This window comes from Candidatus Clostridium stratigraminis (assembly GCF_045310675.1).
GTDB classification, from domain to species: domain Bacteria; phylum Bacillota; class Clostridia; order Clostridiales; family Clostridiaceae; genus Clostridium_AT; species Clostridium_AT stratigraminis.
The window spans coordinates 17,888-33,832 of record NZ_JBJHZZ010000013.1 but is presented as its reverse complement, the minus strand read 5'-3'; the positions used below and the strand labels follow the sequence as shown (position 1 = coordinate 33,832).

Below are 15,945 nucleotides of genomic sequence, written 5' to 3'. Positions count from 1 at the left end.
GGCATTGGTTTCATTATAGTCGAGGATTTGATTATAATGGGATTATAACTTATCTTTTAATAGTTGAGCTAAGATTATTTAGGGTATCGTAATGGCTTCGTGTAGCCGTAAGGTTATATATAGTTATGTAGGTATCTTAAGTAATCGAACAAACCAGCTATATAGGTGACGAACTGCTTGGATATGATCGGAAGATGATAACCAAGGCATTAAGTTATCTATATTTCTGTAAGGTAGATTGTTAAGTTCTTTATTGGGACTATAGATAATTTGTCTATAGTCTCTTTATTTAAATATAAAAGGGATTAACACCGCGATGATGTAAATCTAGTAAAATCCTAGGTTTTTTAAGAAATATTAGCTATGAATTAAATGAGAAATAATTGTAAAAATAGATATGACAAGTTAAGTTTACTTAAAGGAAGGATGACAAAAATGTCAAGCAAAAAAGAAAAGAAATTATCTACTGTTCAGAAAGAGTATCAACAGTTTGCAAAGCAGAGAGAGCCTAAAAGGCCGATTCTTAAAAATTGCCTTCATGCTTTTATAGCTGGCGGCATCATATGTGCTCTTGGACAAATACTTCAAGGTGTATTTATAAAGTATTTTGGGTTTAATGAAAAAACTGCTGGAAATCCAGCCACAGCAGTTATTATTATTATTTCGGTTTTACTTACTGGTTTAGGGGTTTATGATCACATAGGCCAGTGGGCAGGTGCTGGTACAGCAATTCCTGTTACAGGCTTTGCCAATTCAATTGCTTCTGCTGCTATTGAGCATAAAACCGAAGGCTATGTTTTAGGAACTGGAGGTAACATGTTTAAGCTAGCAGGTTCTGTAATAGTCTTCGGAGTATTTTCTGCATTTGTAGTTGCACTTATTAAAATGGGTCTAACTTGGTTAGGGGTGTTGTAGATGAAAAAGGGAAGTCAATCCTTAATTTTTAATAATAATCCTATAATTTTAGCTTCCGCCGCTATTGGAGGACCTTTTGAGGCAAAAGGAGCTTTAGCTGAAGATTTTGATGTTCTTCACGATGATATTTGGCTTGGTGAGGATAGTTTTGAAAAGGCAGAAAAGAAATTATTGGAGGAATCCTGTGAAATAGTGGTTAAAAAAGGAAACATAAAAAATGAAGATGTAAATTTCTTTATAAGTGGGGATTTAATGAATCAGATAATTACAAGCAGCTTTACGGCACGTACTCTAGCTGTTCCCTTTATCGGGATTTTTGGGGCTTGTTCAAGTTCAATGGAGGGATTGGCTTTAGCATCACTTCTTGTAGATAGTAATTCCGCTGATTATGTTATAGCTGCTGCAGCAACTCATAATGCCTCAGTTGAAAAACAATTTAGATATCCTACTGAATATGGAGGGCAAAAGCCTCCAACTGCTCAATGGACAGTAACCGGAGCAGGTGCTGCTCTGGTAGCTTCCAAAGGTAACGGTCCAAGGGTTACTTCGGCAACAATAGGTAAAGTTATAGATATGGGGCTAAGTGACCCATTTAATATGGGTTCTGCAATGGCACCTGCTGCTGTTCATACAATAGAAACTCATTTTAGAGACTTAAATAGAGGTCCATCCTACTATGATCTAATAGTTACAGGTGATTTAGGATCAATTGGTCAAAATATAGCGGGAGATCTACTAGCTAAACACGGTTTCAGTATTCCAACTGAGAAATTTAAAGATTGCGGCCTTTTAATCTACAGAAAAGATCAGCCTGTTTTTGCTGGAGCAAGTGGATGTGCATGCTCAGCTACAGTTACTTATGGGCATTTCCTAAATAGAATGAAAAAGGGCGAATTAAAGAAAATATTAGTTGTTGCAACAGGGGCACTGTTATCACCAATGTCCTATCAACAAAAGGAAAGTATACCCTGTATTGCTCATGCAGTTTCCATTGAAATATAAAGAGGTGAAAATGATGATAAAAGTTATTTTGGCATTTCTAGTAGGTGGTGGAATATGTGTTATAGGGCAGATAATGATGGATGTATTTAAGCTTACCCCTGCCCATACAACTTCATCTCTTGTAGTTGTAGGTGCAATTTTAGGTGGAATTGGATTATATGATCCAATAGTAAAATTTGCAGGTGCAGGGGCAAGCGTGCCAATAAGCAGCTTTGGAAATTCACTAGTTAAAGGTGCTCTAGTGGAGGCGCAAAGAGATGGACTCATTGGTGTACTTACTGGTATTTTTGAAGTTACAAGTGCAGGCATATCTGCGGCAATTATCTTTGGTTTTCTAGCTGCTCTTGTATTTAAGCCAAGAGGCTAAATAGATTTTAAAAGGCTTTGTTTAAGGCAAAGCCTTTAATCATGTGATAAATAAACTTTCATTCTGCTATTTATTTACGAAAAAATAGACTATATTTCTTCATCTAAATCCTTGGTTACAGGATTTTCTTCAAGCAGGTTATTATCAGAATACTTTTTTTGTCTTTCTAATTTCTGTTCAAGAATTAACTTATTAAGTTTATTTTTTAATTCATCATTTTGATTTGCAAGCAGCATTACCTGCTTGCGTAAAAGCACTATTTTGTTTGTTAGATAAATGTATATCATAAAACAAAGCCCAATTAATAATAAAAACAAAATGAATAAAAACAAAATACTTGTCTCCTACAATAGCTTCCAATAATATTATATTCATTAAAAATTATAGTTTTACATAAGAAAAGAGAAGACTTAAAAAAATCTTCTCTTTTTATTTAACCAGCTATGCTTATATCCTCATATTTATAAATATAATAATCTGCTGAAGCGATTATATCGTTTTTTTGATATTCTGAATAAAGATCATGTACCGCAACAACCTTCATACCCGCCATTTTAGCACCTAATACTGCAGGAAGGATATCTTCGAAAACTATGCAATCAGTTGGCTTAACTTTGAGTTTTTCTGCTGAGAGAAGATAAATATCGGGGAAATTTTTACCTCTATTCACTTCATTTGTGGTGGTTATTACATCAAAATATCCATATACTCCGTTATTTTTTAATACTGCCTCCAAGAGTGGTACGGAATTACTAGTAGCAAGAGCTATTTTTATACCTTTTAGTTTTAAATGGTGGAGATATTCCTTAGCTCCAGATTTCAATGAAACATTATTTGCATATTCCTCAAAGGCCATACTGTTCCATTCTGCCATTATCTCTTCAATATTCTCCAGAAGGTTAAATCTTTCTTTAAAGTATTTTGCAGTATCAATAAAACTTAAATGTTCAATGTTTTCCTTTAAATCCATTGGAAGCTCATAACCTCTTTTGCTTAGAAAATCTATATCTACTTTTTCCCAAAGCCACATTGAATCTATAAGGGTTCCATCTAGATCAAATATTGCTGCCCTAATATCCTTTAACATAAACTCCTCCATATTCCTTAATAGCGCAGAAGATTGTTAATCTTCATGTATTCTATATACCTTTGAAGAACGCAGCAATTATCAATTGATGCGTTTATAAAAATTTCAATTATATTATACCATTAAAAATTTCTTTCGAAAATCTCAACTCTTTCTTTATATTTAAAGTCATCTGCCGAATAAATATTAAGCTTTTCTAAGATATCAAGCATGCAATTACTGTCGACTGCTACTTTAATTTCTGAATTTAATGCAAAATCATCTACAAATTCTTTTCCTTTTTCCCTGGGTATAATGGCCTTAGGTCCACCAACGCAGCCACCAATACAGCCCATACCTTCTATAAAGTTGGCCTTAACTATACCCTGCTGCACATCGCTAAGCATCTTTTTACATTCTTGAACTCCGTTGGCCTGAGAAGCCTTTAATAATTTGTGCTTTTCTGGGAAAAGTTTTCCCACTGCATCACTTACTGCAATAGATACCCCACCAGTACGAGCATAAAGTCTTCCGCCTTTTGAGGCATATTCTGTAGAGTAATCTTCCGCTAGTTCTTCCAGGTTAATTTCTAAGGCTTCAAAAATATCCTTAAGCTCGGAGAAGGTGAGAACATAATCAATATCGCCAAGTAGGTCCTTTTCTTTAGCCTCTGCTTTTTTAGCTATACAGGGTCCTATGAAAACAACCTTGCATTTTGGATTTAATTGCTTCATGACCCTTCCGGCAGCAATCATAGGAGATACTGAAGGGGATACATATTTAACTAGATTTTCATATACTCTTTTAAGCATACCAACCCACATAGGGCAGCAGCAGGAAGTTATTAAAAAATCCTTCTCCGTATGTACATGCTCATCAAATTCAACGGATTCCTTTAAGGTAAGCATATCAGCAAAAAAAGCTACTTCTACCATTTCGGTAAAACCCATTTCTTTAAAAGCCGTTCGCAATTTGTTAATTGAAATATCCGATCCAAACTGACCGGTAATGGCGGGAGCCACTGCAGCAATTACCGGTTCCTTTTCCATTAATAAATTTGCAAAAGGTATAAATTCTATTTTATCAACAATGGAAGCGGTGGGGCAGGCTTCCACACAAAAACCGCAATCAGTGCATTTTTCTGCATTAATTACAGAAGTATGCTTTTCTGTATCAATAAATATAGCATCAAAAGGACATGATTTTTGACAAATTGTCTTTCCATCATTATCTGCACAGTCCATAGAGCAGGTTTTAACCTTATTAACAATTTTATGAGAAGCTTCGTAGGACTTAATAGCTAATGTTAAATTTTCATAGTAATTATCACTAAAACTAATTTCAACTCCACATAAGGAAGATATAACACCAGCTAAGGCATCCTTATCTATAGTTTTATTTGATAAAATTGAGTTTATTTTTTCCTCAAAATTTCCTTTATAATAAGAGCTTATAATTTCTTTAAATAAATTACTATATTCAGCCTTCAAGTTTTTCACCCCTTACATTAAAAAAAGTAGTCATTAATATATTTTGTTAATATTGTACCTTTTTATACAAAAAAGGGGCCATCTCAAATTACAAGTTAAAATGAACATATCTTGAACATATAAAATATGGTATTTGAAATGCTTATATGTTCAAGAGGATTTTCATTTGCTTTATAATGTTTTGAGAAACCCCGCATTATTTTATTATATTGAACTTTCTTTATTATCAAGGTGCTTTATTAATGGAAGAAATTCAACCTTATCCATATAACAATTATTAGGACATGCATCTACGCAGAAGCCGCAATCAGTACATTTAGTTTTGTCTATATATAGCTTACACTGCCTTGCATCTATAGATATTGCATTAAAGGCACAATTACTTTGGCATTTAGTTTTTCCTTCTGCATCCATACAATCTAATGTGCAGTTCTTAACTCTTATAACAACCTTATTGGAAGAGATATAATTAAATATGGCAGCTTTTAACTCTCGTGAGTATTCTTCGCTAATATCACGTGAGTCTACTCCACATAGAGCGGATATTATTTTATTTAAAGTATCTTTATTTTCCTTTTGCTCAATAAGTAGATTATCAACTATAGTCTCAAAGTTATCTTCATAATAAGCCTTTACTAATATTTTAAATAACTCTTTGATATCCACATTTCCAGCTCCTTTAAGATAATATTATATTTGTACATATATTATATCATAACGTTTTCACTTAGGCCTTACAATTAACAGAAAATTAATATGAAAATAATACATAATTATAAAGAAAATGCAAAAACTAAAATAAAAAATGAATTCGGAGTGATAATTATGTCAGCTGTTTTATGGATTATGATTGGAGGAACTATTGGTTTTTTTACAGCTTCTCTTTGCAAGGCTTCAGGTAGAGCAGACAGCTTTATAGAAAAGATGGAAATAGATTTTTATCCTAATATGCTCGCAGAAGCTAGTAAAGAAATTGCTTCAGAAAATCCTAAGAAGCCGGATGAATAAATAAAAATTATTTTGAGTATTTATTCCTCTTTAATAGAGGAATTTTCCAATTACTGTAGAATTATTTATAAGGATTAAAACTGGGGGGATTTTTATGGAAACAATAGAATTATTAAAAAATCGAATGTCACTTAGAAAATATAAGAATACACCTATTAAAAAAGAACATTTGGATATTATTCTTAATAGTGCCATGAGAGCTCCTACTGCAGGCAATATGATGTTATATTCTATAATTGTAATAGAAGATCAGGAAAAAAAGAATATTCTTAGTAAAAGCTGTGACAACCAACCCTTTATTGCTAATGCTCCAATTGTACTGATATTTTTAGCTGATATGCAAAGATGGTTTGATTATTACAATTATTGCAGTGTTAAAGAATATTGTTCCTTAAAGAACATGGATTATAACGCTCCTGATGAAGGTGACTTAATGCTTGCTTTAGCTGATGCTGTAATTGCTGCACAAAATGCTGTGGTGGCTGCAGAAGCTCTTAATATAGGGTCCTGTTATATAGGTGACATTATTGAAAATTATGAAATACATAAAGACCTATTAAATCTTCCAAAATGGGTTTTTCCTGCTGCAATGTTATGTTTAGGTTATTACCCTGAGGAACAGAAAAAGATTATTAGCCCTAGATTTGATAAGGAATATATAGTTTTCAAAGAAAATTATAAAAGATTAAATAATGATGACTTCAAAGACATGTTTATTGAAAGGGAAAAAAGGCTATCGCCAGAAAATAAAGCCCAGGCTGTAAATTATGGTCAATTTATGTATGCTAGGAAAACTGGTACTGAGTTTTCTAAAGAAATGACAAGGTCAGTAAGAGAAATGCTTAAAAATTGGGGAGGAGAAAAATTATAACCTTTCAATGCTTAACTTCATAAATTATACTATAGTATATAGTTATGGAGGAAGGTTTATGATAATCGCAGTAGCAATGGCCATTATGACGGTTACGGTTATTGTTTTAATAGCCTGCTATAAATCAATAGTAACATCCATGAAAGAAAGTGACTTTTTTATAAAAAACTATAAAAAGAAATAATGAAATTATAACAGCTGGATATTTACTCCAGCTGTTTCTATGTATTTAGGATATAAAATTGGGCAAATTAGATAATAGAGAGGAGGATTTATCATGAAAAACATAAATAGAAATATAGCAATTGGAAGTATCATTGCAGCTGCAGGAATTGGAGCAGTTATTTATCCAATATTAAAAAATTCCAAGAAAAATAATATTAGAGAAAATAATTATGAATCAGAAAATGAAGCTAGTAGTCCCCAAGTTGAAGCAGAAAAGGAAGATATTAAAATTGTAAAAAGCGCAAATGATGTATTATTAAATAAAATTGGAGCCACAAAGTCTGAACTTGATGAAGCTAGGGTTCTAAATAAAACAGCGTATGATGTAGCTATAGATAAGGGTTTTAGTAAGGAACAATTGAGGATGTTTGTAAATCAAGATAGGACTAGAGATGTAGATGAGCTTGCGCTTAATAGGAAAATAAGCAATACTGTTGCAGAAAAAGCTAAAGAAAAGATAATAGAAGATACAAATAATTGGAATGGAATGTTGTGTTAAGTTTGCTGCGGAATAGTTATAGCTTTAAGGGGAAACATATATATGAAAATATTTAATAGATATATGATTATAATTAATGGAGGTAGATTTTATGAATATTGATATAAGTTCTATTACATCAAGCATAATGCCTAAAAAAAGAAGAAAGGCTCAAAATATTAAAGCGGGTGTTGGAGCTCTTGGAGTACTAGCAGGAGCAGGAATAGCATATATGGCCATAAAACAGCTGCGTTAAGCTTAGAATTATATAAAAATGTAGTTAATTTTGCATTCAAAGTCAAGTTATAGGATGTACGTGTAAGATTATGTAAGGTGCATTGAAATAGGAGTTATCCTATTTTAATGCACCTATTTTTATCTTAGAAATAACAAAAGTCCAGTATTATTGGACTTTATTACTAGAAGAATACTTATTGAGTTTTGGTCGGAGTGACAGGATTTGAACCTGCGGCCTCATGCTCCCGAAGCACGCGCGCTACCATCTGCGCTACACCCCGATACAATAATAATTATATAAAAATATTTTTAAAAATTCAAGAATTATAGCCAACTTTATACTAGATTTTCCTATTGAAACTTAAAATTCTTAAACTAATTCAAATGATGACTGCTACCAAACACTTTTGTTAATGACATAAAAATGAGCCAGGAGAAGTGCCCCCATGACTCAACTTTGTCTTATTTAAAAATCTATTTTTCTTTATCTTTATCTCCAATTCCTCTAGTAGGAACAGTAGAAATAATAAAGCCTACTAATATAGATACAAGGGCCGGAGCTGCAATATTTATATACTGAATATATCTGGTTTTATATAAAATAAGTGCTGTAGCTCCTGTAATTATTATAGAGGCAAGGAAGATCAATATTACAAACTTAGCAAATGAGCTTAGAAACTTTTCGTATAATCTATGCCTTGTTGGCCCACTAATAATGCTTTTAAAAATAAAGTAAGAAACTAATATCAATACAATATCTGCACCAGCAGAAATTAAAAAATTTCGCATTTGAAATCCTCCTTTTTGTGGTCACGACTGAGTAGTTAAAGGCTACTCGCTCCCGCTCATAAAACTACTCGTTAAAGCCCATTTAGAATAAATAATTAAACAGATGCTTATAAGTATTTTTACCAAATCTATTATTTTTACGCAGGTAAGAGAAAATAATTATTAAGATATAATAAGATATTACATTTTTATTAATTATCGGAGTTGCTTTTAAGAAGATAATATGAATAATTATACTGTTTCTTTAAAATACATATGTATAAAAATACGATAACGTTTTCAATAAAATATTAGCAATTATTGGATTTAATCCAAGAATTCTTGCGGGAGAATGTAGCTGGAACATAAAAATTTTATGTATAAATATGAATATTAATTGTTGCATAATTATAAATAAGATAGTATAATAATGCATATACTTAATAATTAACAGTTAATTTTTTAGTAAAAATATGAGAATGTAAATATTAATTATGTTTACATACAGAATTAGAGGGGGAAATAATATGAATAACAAACTTAAACAAATTATAGCAGTATCTACTATTGCAATTATGGCGCTGGGTTTTACTGCTTGCGGTAAAAAAGATGCTAGTGCGTCAAGCAATGCAGCTACAACCACAAAGGTGGATAAAATTAAGAAAGCAGGACAATTAGTTGTAGGCACAAGTGCTGATTACCCTCCTTATGAATTCCATAAATCAGTTTCAGGTAATGATGAAATCGTAGGCTTTGATATTGAAATCGCAAAGGAAATCGCCAAGGACTTAGGAGTAAAACTTGTGATTAAAGATATGGATTTCAAAGGATTACTAAACGCGTTGGAGTCGGGAAATGTTGATATGGTTTTAGCTGGAATGACACCTACAGAAGAAAGAAAGCAAAGTGTAGATTTCTCAAACATATACTATAAGGCAGCTCAAACCTTAGTAGTTAGGACAGAAGACAAAGATAAAATAAAGACAATTGATGATTTAAATGGAAAAGGTCTTGGTGTTCAAAAGGGATCAATCCAAGAAGATATAGCAAAGAACCAACTTCCAAAGGCCCAGGCAAAAGCACTAGGTAAGATTACAGATATAGCACTTGCTTTAAAAACAAAGAAAATAGATGCAGCTATAATTGAAAGCCCAGTTGCTAAAGCTTATGTAAATGCCAATAAAGACTTTTCTATTTCTGATATTGAGTTAAAAACAGAAGATGCTGGTTCTGCTGTGGCAGTTAAAAAAGGAGAAACGGATTTAGTTGATGCTATAAACAAAACTTTAGATAAGCTTACAAACAGCAAGGCTATTGATAAGATGGTTATTGATGCCAATAATTTAGTGGAATAAATATTTTATGCAGCTTAGGAGGTAGAAGCATTGGATTTTTCTTTTTTACCTAAATACTATATGTTTTTTTTAAATGGAGTTAGGTATACAATTGTTCTAGCAATTTTTACTGTGATTTTTGGTGTAATTCTTGGAGTTATTCTGGCATTAATGAGGATATCAAACAATAAGTTATTAAATTTTATAGGAGCAGCTTATGTAGAATTTATTAGAGGCACTCCTGTACTTGTTCAGGTATATATAATTTATTATGCGCTTCCAAGCCTCCTTGGCATAAATCTTCCTGATATGGCTGCTGGAATACTGGCACTATCTATTAATAGTGGAGCTTATGTGGCAGAAATAATTCGTGCGGGAATTCAAGCCGTGGATAAGGGGCAGCTTGAAGCTGCAAGATCATTAGGAATGAAATATGGAACAGCTATGAGATATATAATTGTACCTCAGGCTATAAAAAATATTCTTCCTGCCTTAGGAAATGAGTTTATTACTGTAATAAAAGAATCTTCTATAGTTTCAGTTATCGGTATACATGAACTTATGTATAATGCAGATACCGTTCGAGGAAATACCTTTAGAGCTTTTGAGCCACTGATAATTGCAGCAATCATGTATTTTGTATTGACTTATACTCTTTCAAAGCTTATGGGCATAGCTGAAAGGAGGCTTAAAACTAGTGATTAAGGTTGAAAATTTAAATAAAAAATTTGATAAGCTCCATGTACTTAAAGGTATTGATATAGAAATTAATAAAGGCGAAGTTGTTGTTGTAATAGGTCCAAGCGGATCTGGTAAAAGTACTTTCTTACGCTGCCTAAACTTATTGGAAGAGGCCACAGGAGGTAAAATATTCTTTGAAGGTACTTCTGTTATGGATAAGGCATCAGATATAAATAAGCTTAGAGAAAAGATTGGAATGGTATTTCAGCAGTTTAATCTTTTTCCTAATATGACGATTTTAAATAATATAACATTGGCACCAATAAAGGTAAAAAAAACAAGCAAGACAGAGTCTGAAGAAATTGCATACAAGCTTTTAAAGAGAATTGGCTTAGAAGATAAGGCAAAAAGCTTTCCGTCTCAGCTTTCTGGTGGGCAAAAACAAAGGATAGCAATAGCAAGGGCACTTGCAATGTCTCCTGATGTAATGTTATTTGACGAGCCTACTTCTGCTCTTGATCCTGAAATGGTAGGTGAGGTTCTGCAGGTTATGAAGGAACTTGCCAATGAGGGAATGACCATGGTGGTAGTTACTCATGAGATGGGTTTTGCAAAGGAAGTTGCAGATAGGGTTATATTTATGGATGAAGGAGTAATAATAGAGGAAGGTACTCCGGAGGAGATTTTTAATTCTCCAAAACAGACTCGAACTCATGATTTTTTAAGCAAGGTTCTTTAAGTATTTTAATAATAGCAATAAAAAATATTTGTTTTTAATTTAGAATTAGAATAATGAAATATTATAAAAAATTTAAATGATTTTTGAAGTAAGGCTGCATTTTGCAGTCTTTTTTATTTTAGAGATTTAGTTTTATTTAACCCTAATTACAGATTTAAGATATAATAAAGGGTATAAAGTTATGTGCTTGAAGATATTGTATATTTGTTTTAATATATAAATAACAAGTAAAAGTAGATTGTGATTCCTATGGGGTGAATTATGAGAAAATACAAGTTACTAATCGTTGATGACGAAATTGAGGTTAGAAAAGGTATAATAAATAAGGTTGATTGGTATATGCTTGGTTTTGAAATAGTTGGCGAAGGAGAAAATGGCAAAGAAGCCTTAGAACTATTTGAAAAAACAATGCCTGATGTCCTTCTAACTGATATAAAAATGCCATTTATGGATGGCCTTCAGCTCACCCAGTGTGTAAAAGAAAAGTATCCTACTACTAAGGTTATAGTAATGACAGGCTTTGACGAATTTGAATATGCTCATAAGGCAATAAAATTAAATGTTTCTGAGTATATTTTAAGACCCGTTGGGTCAGTGGAGCTTTCTGAAATACTAACAAAGGTGAAGAAGCAATTAGATGATGAAATTGCAGAAAAAGAGAATGTTGAAGCTCTAAGAGAGTATTATAGAAAAAGCATACCAGTACTTAAGGACAAATTCCTTACTTCTCTAATAACCACTACAATGGATAAAGATGATATTGAAGAGGGTTTAAGAAGTTATGATATTAATTTAAGGGGAAGCAGCTACATTGTTTCTGTAATTAGTATTGATGAAGTAATGCAATATAAAAATAATAGCGAAGAATTAAATAATATTACCTCTGATTTCTATGAGCATAAGGCGCTGTTTAAGTTTGCCCTTCTTAATATAGTTGATGAAATTACAGATAAAAATCATACAGGTACTGCATTTTTAAATGGAGAAGACGTTGTTATAATTAGTGCTTTCAAGGAGGAGAGAAGGGATGAGGTTTCTGGAAGCATATTGAAATCACTAGAAGAATTAAGGTTGGCTATAGAAAAATTTTTAAAATTTACAGTTACAATAGGCGTAGGCAGCATCTGCAATGATGTTATTTACATAAGCCACTCTTATGAAAATGCACTAGCTGCACTTAATTATAAGATTTTCATGGGTGGGAATAGAATTATTTGGATTGAAGATATTGAGCCTGGTAGTGTTAGTAAGGTTGTTTTTGATGAAAATAAGGAGAGAACTCTTGCCAACTGTCTGAAAGTAGGTACTGGGGAGGATATGATTGAAACCATAGATAAGCTTTTTGAGGATGTAATAGCCTTTAAGGCTTCCTACAAAGATTATCAAATATATATTATGGAAATCTTAACTACAATTTTAAAGGCAGCTAGAGACTCAAACATAGATATTGATAATATATTTGGCATAAATCATAATTTATTGGTAGAGCTTTATAGTTTAAAAAGCGTTGAGGAAGCACAGAGTTTTTTTAAAGATATATGCAGCAAAATAATGAGTAATATAGTTATGGATAGACTTGATACCTATAAGGAACTAGTACATAGGGCAAAAGAATATGTGAAGGAAAACTACAAAAGCGGTGAAGTAAATATTAATGGAGTATGTAACCATCTTCATATAAGTCCTACTTACTTTAGCTTTATCTTTAAGAAGGAAACAAAAACTACCTTTATAAATTATGTTACTCAAGTTAGAATGGAAGCAGCAAAAGAGCTGCTTAGAACTAGCAATCTTAAATCCTTTGAAATTGCAGAAAAAGTTGGATATTCTGAACCTAATTATTTTAGCTACAGCTTTAAAAAGAAATTTGGGCAATCCCCTTCTGAATATAGAAGTAGTTCCAAATAAAATTAAAACTAAGAACTATGCAAATAAAGTTTAGCAAAGCAAAGCATTATTTATAGATACTAAATCAAATGGAGAACTCTATGAAAAGGATTTCTAAAAAAATAAGTGAATATCTAAAATTCAAAAGTATTAGATTTATTATTACTTTTTCTTTTGCATGTATTGCTGCTTTGGCTGTCATATTTATAGGGGTACTGCTTTCAGGTAAGTTTTCAAAAACTGCAGAACAAAATGTGGCATTAAGCACAACCCATGTAATAGAGCAAGTTAGCTTAAATTTAGATAATTATGAAAAAAGTATGGTTGGGATAACTAATCTTATAGAAAGAAACATAAATAATGTGCCTGAGCTTCCTAATAGCAAGATTGAAGAAAAATTAGATGTAATTTTTGACACAAGAGATGATATTGTATCAATAGCCATATTTACCAATAAGGGAGAGCTAGTTGAGGGGACTCCCTTTTCTAAGCTTAAGAAAAATGTAAAGGTAACAGGACAGGAATGGTTTTATAAAGGAATATTAAGTTCAAATACTACCTTTCTATCTGCTCCCCATGTAGAAAACTTATATGATGGAAAATACAATTGGGTACTATCCTTAAGTAAACCTGTTAGTTTTTATTACCAAGGTAAAGTAACCCAGGGAGTACTTCTTATAGATCTTAATTTTAATTCAATAGAACAGCTTTGCCAAAAAGTTAATTTAGGTAAAAGAGGTTACATCTATATTTTGGATTCTAAAAATAATATTATTTATCATCCTCAGCAGGAATTGATCTACAATGGCTTAAAAAGTGAGAATAATGAAGAAGCTTATAGAAATACTTATGGAACCTTTAAACAAACCGTTAATAATGAGGAAAGATTATTAACTATTAAAAATGTAGGTTATACGGATTGGAAGGTTGTAGCTATTTCTTATATGGATGAGCTAACAGCTACAAAAAATAGTATAACTAATTTTTCAATAATAATATTATTTCTTGGAATATTATTTATAGTTATAATTTTTATAATCATTTCAGCTAAAATTACTAACCCAATTAAACAGCTGGATGAGTCCATGAAGCTAGTAGAAGAAGGTTATCTTGATGTCAAGGTAGACATTAAGGGTGATAAAGAAGTTGTTCATTTATCTAGAAGCTTTAATTTAATGATAGCTAATATTAAGCAGCTTATGCATCAAATTGTTATTGAGCAGGAATCAAAGAGAAAAAGTGAGCTTGATGCACTCCAAGCTCAGATTAATCCTCACTTTTTATACAATACATTAGATTCTATAGTCTGGATGGCCGAAAATGGAAAGAGCCAGGATGTTATAACTATGGTTACCTCATTAGCAAGGCTTTTTAGGATAAGCATAAGCAGAGGTAAAAATATTATCACAGTTAGGGAAGAATTAGAGCATGCAAGAAATTATCTGATTATCCAGAAGATAAGATATAAAAGTAAGTTTAATTTTAGTATTGAAGCAGTGGACGAAGTTTTACAATATAAAACTTTAAAATTAATTATTCAGCCAATCATTGAAAATGCGCTTTATCACGGGATTGAATATATGGTAGAAGAGGGCTTTATAAAAATAAGGGCAAAAAAAGTAGAAGAGAAGCTATTATTTGAAATTAAAGATAATGGTTTAGGCATGAAAGCTGAGGTATTAGAAAATATTTTATCCTATACTGCAAACACTAAAGGAGGAGGCTCTGGGGTGGGTGTAAAGAACGTGCATGAAAGAATACAATTAACATTTGGAAAAGAGTATGGGCTTGAAATAGAAAGTGAGCTTGAAGAAGGAACTACTGTAAGAATTTATCTTCCATTACTAAAGGATGAAGAATATGAAAAATATATATAGAATAAATAAAAAGATAATTACTTTAAGTCTTATCATAATAATAGCATTTTCTATCACTTCCTGTAACAAAAAACTTGGAAACGACAATATTGATACAAGAAAAAATATCGAATTCATAGTGAAAATGAGGAGCGGAGATTATTGGACAACAGTTCAAATGGGGGCAAATGATGCGGCTAAGGAGTTCAATGTAAATATGAATTTCATAGCTCCAGATAACGAAGAGGATATTGAAGGTCAGAAGAAGCTGATAAATGAAGCAATAGATAAGAAGGTAGATGCTATAGTACTTTCAGCTAGTGATTATGAAAAAATGTCAGGTGTAGTAAATAATGCAGCGGCAAATAAAATACCAGTAGTTTTAATAGATTCAGGAGTAAACTCTGATAAGCCAGTATCCTTTATTTCCTCTGACAATGTAGAAGCAGGTAAACTTGCTGGAGAAAAATTAATTCAGAATGTAGGTAAAAAATCCAAAGTAGCAATATTAAGCTTTGTTGAAGGCAGTGAAAGTGCAATGGATAGAGAAAAAGGTGTTATAGATGTACTTACAAATTATTCTAATGTAAAATTAGTAGCAAAAGAGTATTGCGGTTCAAATGAAGCCATGGCAAAAAGTTTAACTAAAAGCATTATATCCGTGGACAAGGATTTAAACGGTATAGTAGCTTTAAACTCAGCAGCAGCATTAGGTGCAGCAAGAGCTTTAGAAGAATTAGGGCTTTCTGGTAAAATAAAGCTCATAACCTTTGATAGCACTATCTTAGAACTTCAATTCATAGAAAAAGGAGTAATTCAAGATACAGTTGTACAAAATCCATTTAAAATGGGCTATTTGGGAGTAGAGTACGCAGCTATGGCTGCAAGAGGAAATAAGGTTCCTAAGAATGAAAATTTAGATTTAAAGGTTATTGATAAATATAATATTTATAACCCTGAAAATCAAAGGTTTATCTTTCCCTTTACAAAATAGTTCTATCATACACTATAAATATAATAT

At 31.9% G+C, this 15,945-nt stretch carries 19 protein-coding genes and 1 tRNA gene; 14 read left to right on the top strand and 6 right to left on the bottom strand.

Features of this window, described 5'->3' with window-relative positions; translation table 11 throughout:
* Positions 1 to 435: 435 nt before the first annotated feature.
* The 3 genes from spoVAC to spoVAE are packed head-to-tail and all read left to right on the top strand — an operon-like array spanning position 436 to position 2,284.
* Positions 436 to 915, top strand: coding sequence for a stage V sporulation protein AC (gene spoVAC / locus ACJDUG_RS14430; RefSeq protein ID WP_406770576.1), 480 nt, complete (start codon positions 436 to 438; stop codon positions 913 to 915).
* Positions 916 to 1,917 (top strand): stage V sporulation protein AD, encoded by a 1,002-nt coding sequence (gene spoVAD / locus ACJDUG_RS14425; protein WP_406770575.1) that lies wholly within the window; start codon positions 916 to 918, stop codon positions 1,915 to 1,917.
* A gap of 13 nt (positions 1,918 to 1,930) precedes the next feature.
* The gene (spoVAE, locus tag ACJDUG_RS14420; protein ID WP_406770630.1) at positions 1,931 to 2,284 is read left to right on the top strand and encodes a stage V sporulation protein AE; all 354 of its coding nucleotides are present in this window, start codon (positions 1,931 to 1,933) and stop codon (positions 2,282 to 2,284) included.
* A gap of 89 nt (positions 2,285 to 2,373) precedes the next feature.
* Here the strand turns inward: spoVAE and ACJDUG_RS14415 are convergent, their stop codons facing one another.
* The 4 genes from ACJDUG_RS14415 to ACJDUG_RS14400 form a co-directional block, all read right to left on the bottom strand.
* Entirely contained in the window at positions 2,374 to 2,571 is a 198-nt protein-coding gene (locus ACJDUG_RS14415) for a hypothetical protein (RefSeq protein ID WP_406770574.1), read from the bottom strand.
* A 146-nt stretch (positions 2,572 to 2,717) separates the two neighbouring features.
* Positions 2,718 to 3,371: an HAD family hydrolase gene (locus tag ACJDUG_RS14410; protein ID WP_406770573.1), complete on the bottom strand. Its 654-nt coding sequence runs from the start codon at positions 3,369 to 3,371 to the stop codon at positions 2,718 to 2,720.
* 122 nt (positions 3,372 to 3,493) lie between these two features.
* Positions 3,494 to 4,840: a [Fe-Fe] hydrogenase large subunit C-terminal domain-containing protein gene (locus ACJDUG_RS14405; RefSeq protein ID WP_406770572.1), complete on the bottom strand. Its 1,347-nt coding sequence runs from the start codon at positions 4,838 to 4,840 to the stop codon at positions 3,494 to 3,496.
* Positions 4,841 to 5,044: 204 nt separating this feature from the next.
* Positions 5,045 to 5,506 carry a 4Fe-4S binding protein gene (locus tag ACJDUG_RS14400; RefSeq protein WP_406770571.1) on the bottom strand — a complete coding sequence of 154 codons (462 nt, stop codon included), beginning with the start codon at positions 5,504 to 5,506 and terminating at the stop codon, positions 5,045 to 5,047.
* A 159-nt stretch (positions 5,507 to 5,665) separates the two neighbouring features.
* Between ACJDUG_RS14400 and ACJDUG_RS14395 the strand changes: the two genes are divergently transcribed.
* The 5 genes from ACJDUG_RS14395 (at position 5,666) to ACJDUG_RS14375 (ending at position 7,678) form a co-directional block, all read left to right on the top strand.
* Positions 5,666 to 5,848, top strand: a complete 183-nt coding sequence (locus tag ACJDUG_RS14395; protein ID WP_406770570.1) for a hypothetical protein — start codon at positions 5,666 to 5,668, stop codon at positions 5,846 to 5,848.
* A 94-nt stretch (positions 5,849 to 5,942) separates the two neighbouring features.
* Positions 5,943 to 6,719, top strand: a complete 777-nt coding sequence (locus ACJDUG_RS14390) for a nitroreductase family protein (RefSeq protein ID WP_406770569.1) — start codon at positions 5,943 to 5,945, stop codon at positions 6,717 to 6,719.
* Positions 6,720 to 6,777: 58 nt separating this feature from the next.
* On the top strand, positions 6,778 to 6,903 hold the full coding sequence (locus tag ACJDUG_RS14385; RefSeq protein ID WP_406770568.1) for a hypothetical protein: 126 nt from the start codon (positions 6,778 to 6,780) through the stop codon (positions 6,901 to 6,903).
* A 93-nt stretch (positions 6,904 to 6,996) separates the two neighbouring features.
* Entirely contained in the window at positions 6,997 to 7,443 is a 447-nt protein-coding gene (locus tag ACJDUG_RS14380; RefSeq protein ID WP_406770567.1) for a hypothetical protein, read from the top strand.
* Between the two features lie 91 nt (positions 7,444 to 7,534).
* A complete protein-coding gene (locus ACJDUG_RS14375; protein ID WP_406770566.1) occupies positions 7,535 to 7,678 on the top strand; it encodes a hypothetical protein in 144 nt (47 codons plus the stop codon).
* Positions 7,679 to 7,864: 186 nt separating this feature from the next.
* Here the strand turns inward: ACJDUG_RS14375 and ACJDUG_RS14370 are convergent.
* Both ACJDUG_RS14370 and ACJDUG_RS14365 read right to left on the bottom strand, forming a co-directional pair.
* Positions 7,865 to 7,940: transfer RNA gene (locus ACJDUG_RS14370), tRNA-Pro, on the bottom strand.
* A 193-nt stretch (positions 7,941 to 8,133) separates the two neighbouring features.
* Positions 8,134 to 8,448 (bottom strand): hypothetical protein, encoded by a 315-nt coding sequence (locus ACJDUG_RS14365; RefSeq protein WP_406770565.1) that lies wholly within the window; start codon positions 8,446 to 8,448, stop codon positions 8,134 to 8,136.
* A 506-nt stretch (positions 8,449 to 8,954) separates the two neighbouring features.
* On the opposite strand from ACJDUG_RS14365, the gene ACJDUG_RS14360 reads away from it, so the two are divergent.
* From ACJDUG_RS14360 to ACJDUG_RS14335, 6 genes are all read left to right on the top strand, one after another.
* On the top strand, positions 8,955 to 9,782 hold the full coding sequence (locus tag ACJDUG_RS14360) for a transporter substrate-binding domain-containing protein (protein WP_406770564.1): 828 nt from the start codon (positions 8,955 to 8,957) through the stop codon (positions 9,780 to 9,782).
* A 30-nt stretch (positions 9,783 to 9,812) separates the two neighbouring features.
* Positions 9,813 to 10,466, top strand: a complete 654-nt coding sequence (locus ACJDUG_RS14355; RefSeq protein WP_406770563.1) for an amino acid ABC transporter permease — start codon at positions 9,813 to 9,815, stop codon at positions 10,464 to 10,466.
* Positions 10,459 to 11,181, top strand: a complete 723-nt coding sequence (locus tag ACJDUG_RS14350; RefSeq protein ID WP_406770562.1) for an amino acid ABC transporter ATP-binding protein — start codon at positions 10,459 to 10,461, stop codon at positions 11,179 to 11,181. The genes ACJDUG_RS14355 and ACJDUG_RS14350 overlap by 8 nt, the downstream gene beginning before the upstream one ends.
* 261 nt (positions 11,182 to 11,442) lie before the next feature.
* Complete coding sequence (locus ACJDUG_RS14345; protein ID WP_406770561.1) at positions 11,443 to 13,089, top strand: response regulator; 1,647 nt, start codon at positions 11,443 to 11,445, stop codon at positions 13,087 to 13,089.
* Between the two features lie 80 nt (positions 13,090 to 13,169).
* Complete coding sequence (locus tag ACJDUG_RS14340; RefSeq protein WP_406770560.1) at positions 13,170 to 14,945, top strand: sensor histidine kinase; 1,776 nt, start codon at positions 13,170 to 13,172, stop codon at positions 14,943 to 14,945.
* Positions 14,929 to 15,918, top strand: a complete 990-nt coding sequence (locus ACJDUG_RS14335) for a substrate-binding domain-containing protein (protein ID WP_406770559.1) — start codon at positions 14,929 to 14,931, stop codon at positions 15,916 to 15,918. Before ACJDUG_RS14340 ends, ACJDUG_RS14335 begins: the two co-directional genes overlap by 17 nt.
* The last annotated feature ends 27 nt before the right edge of the window (positions 15,919 to 15,945 follow it).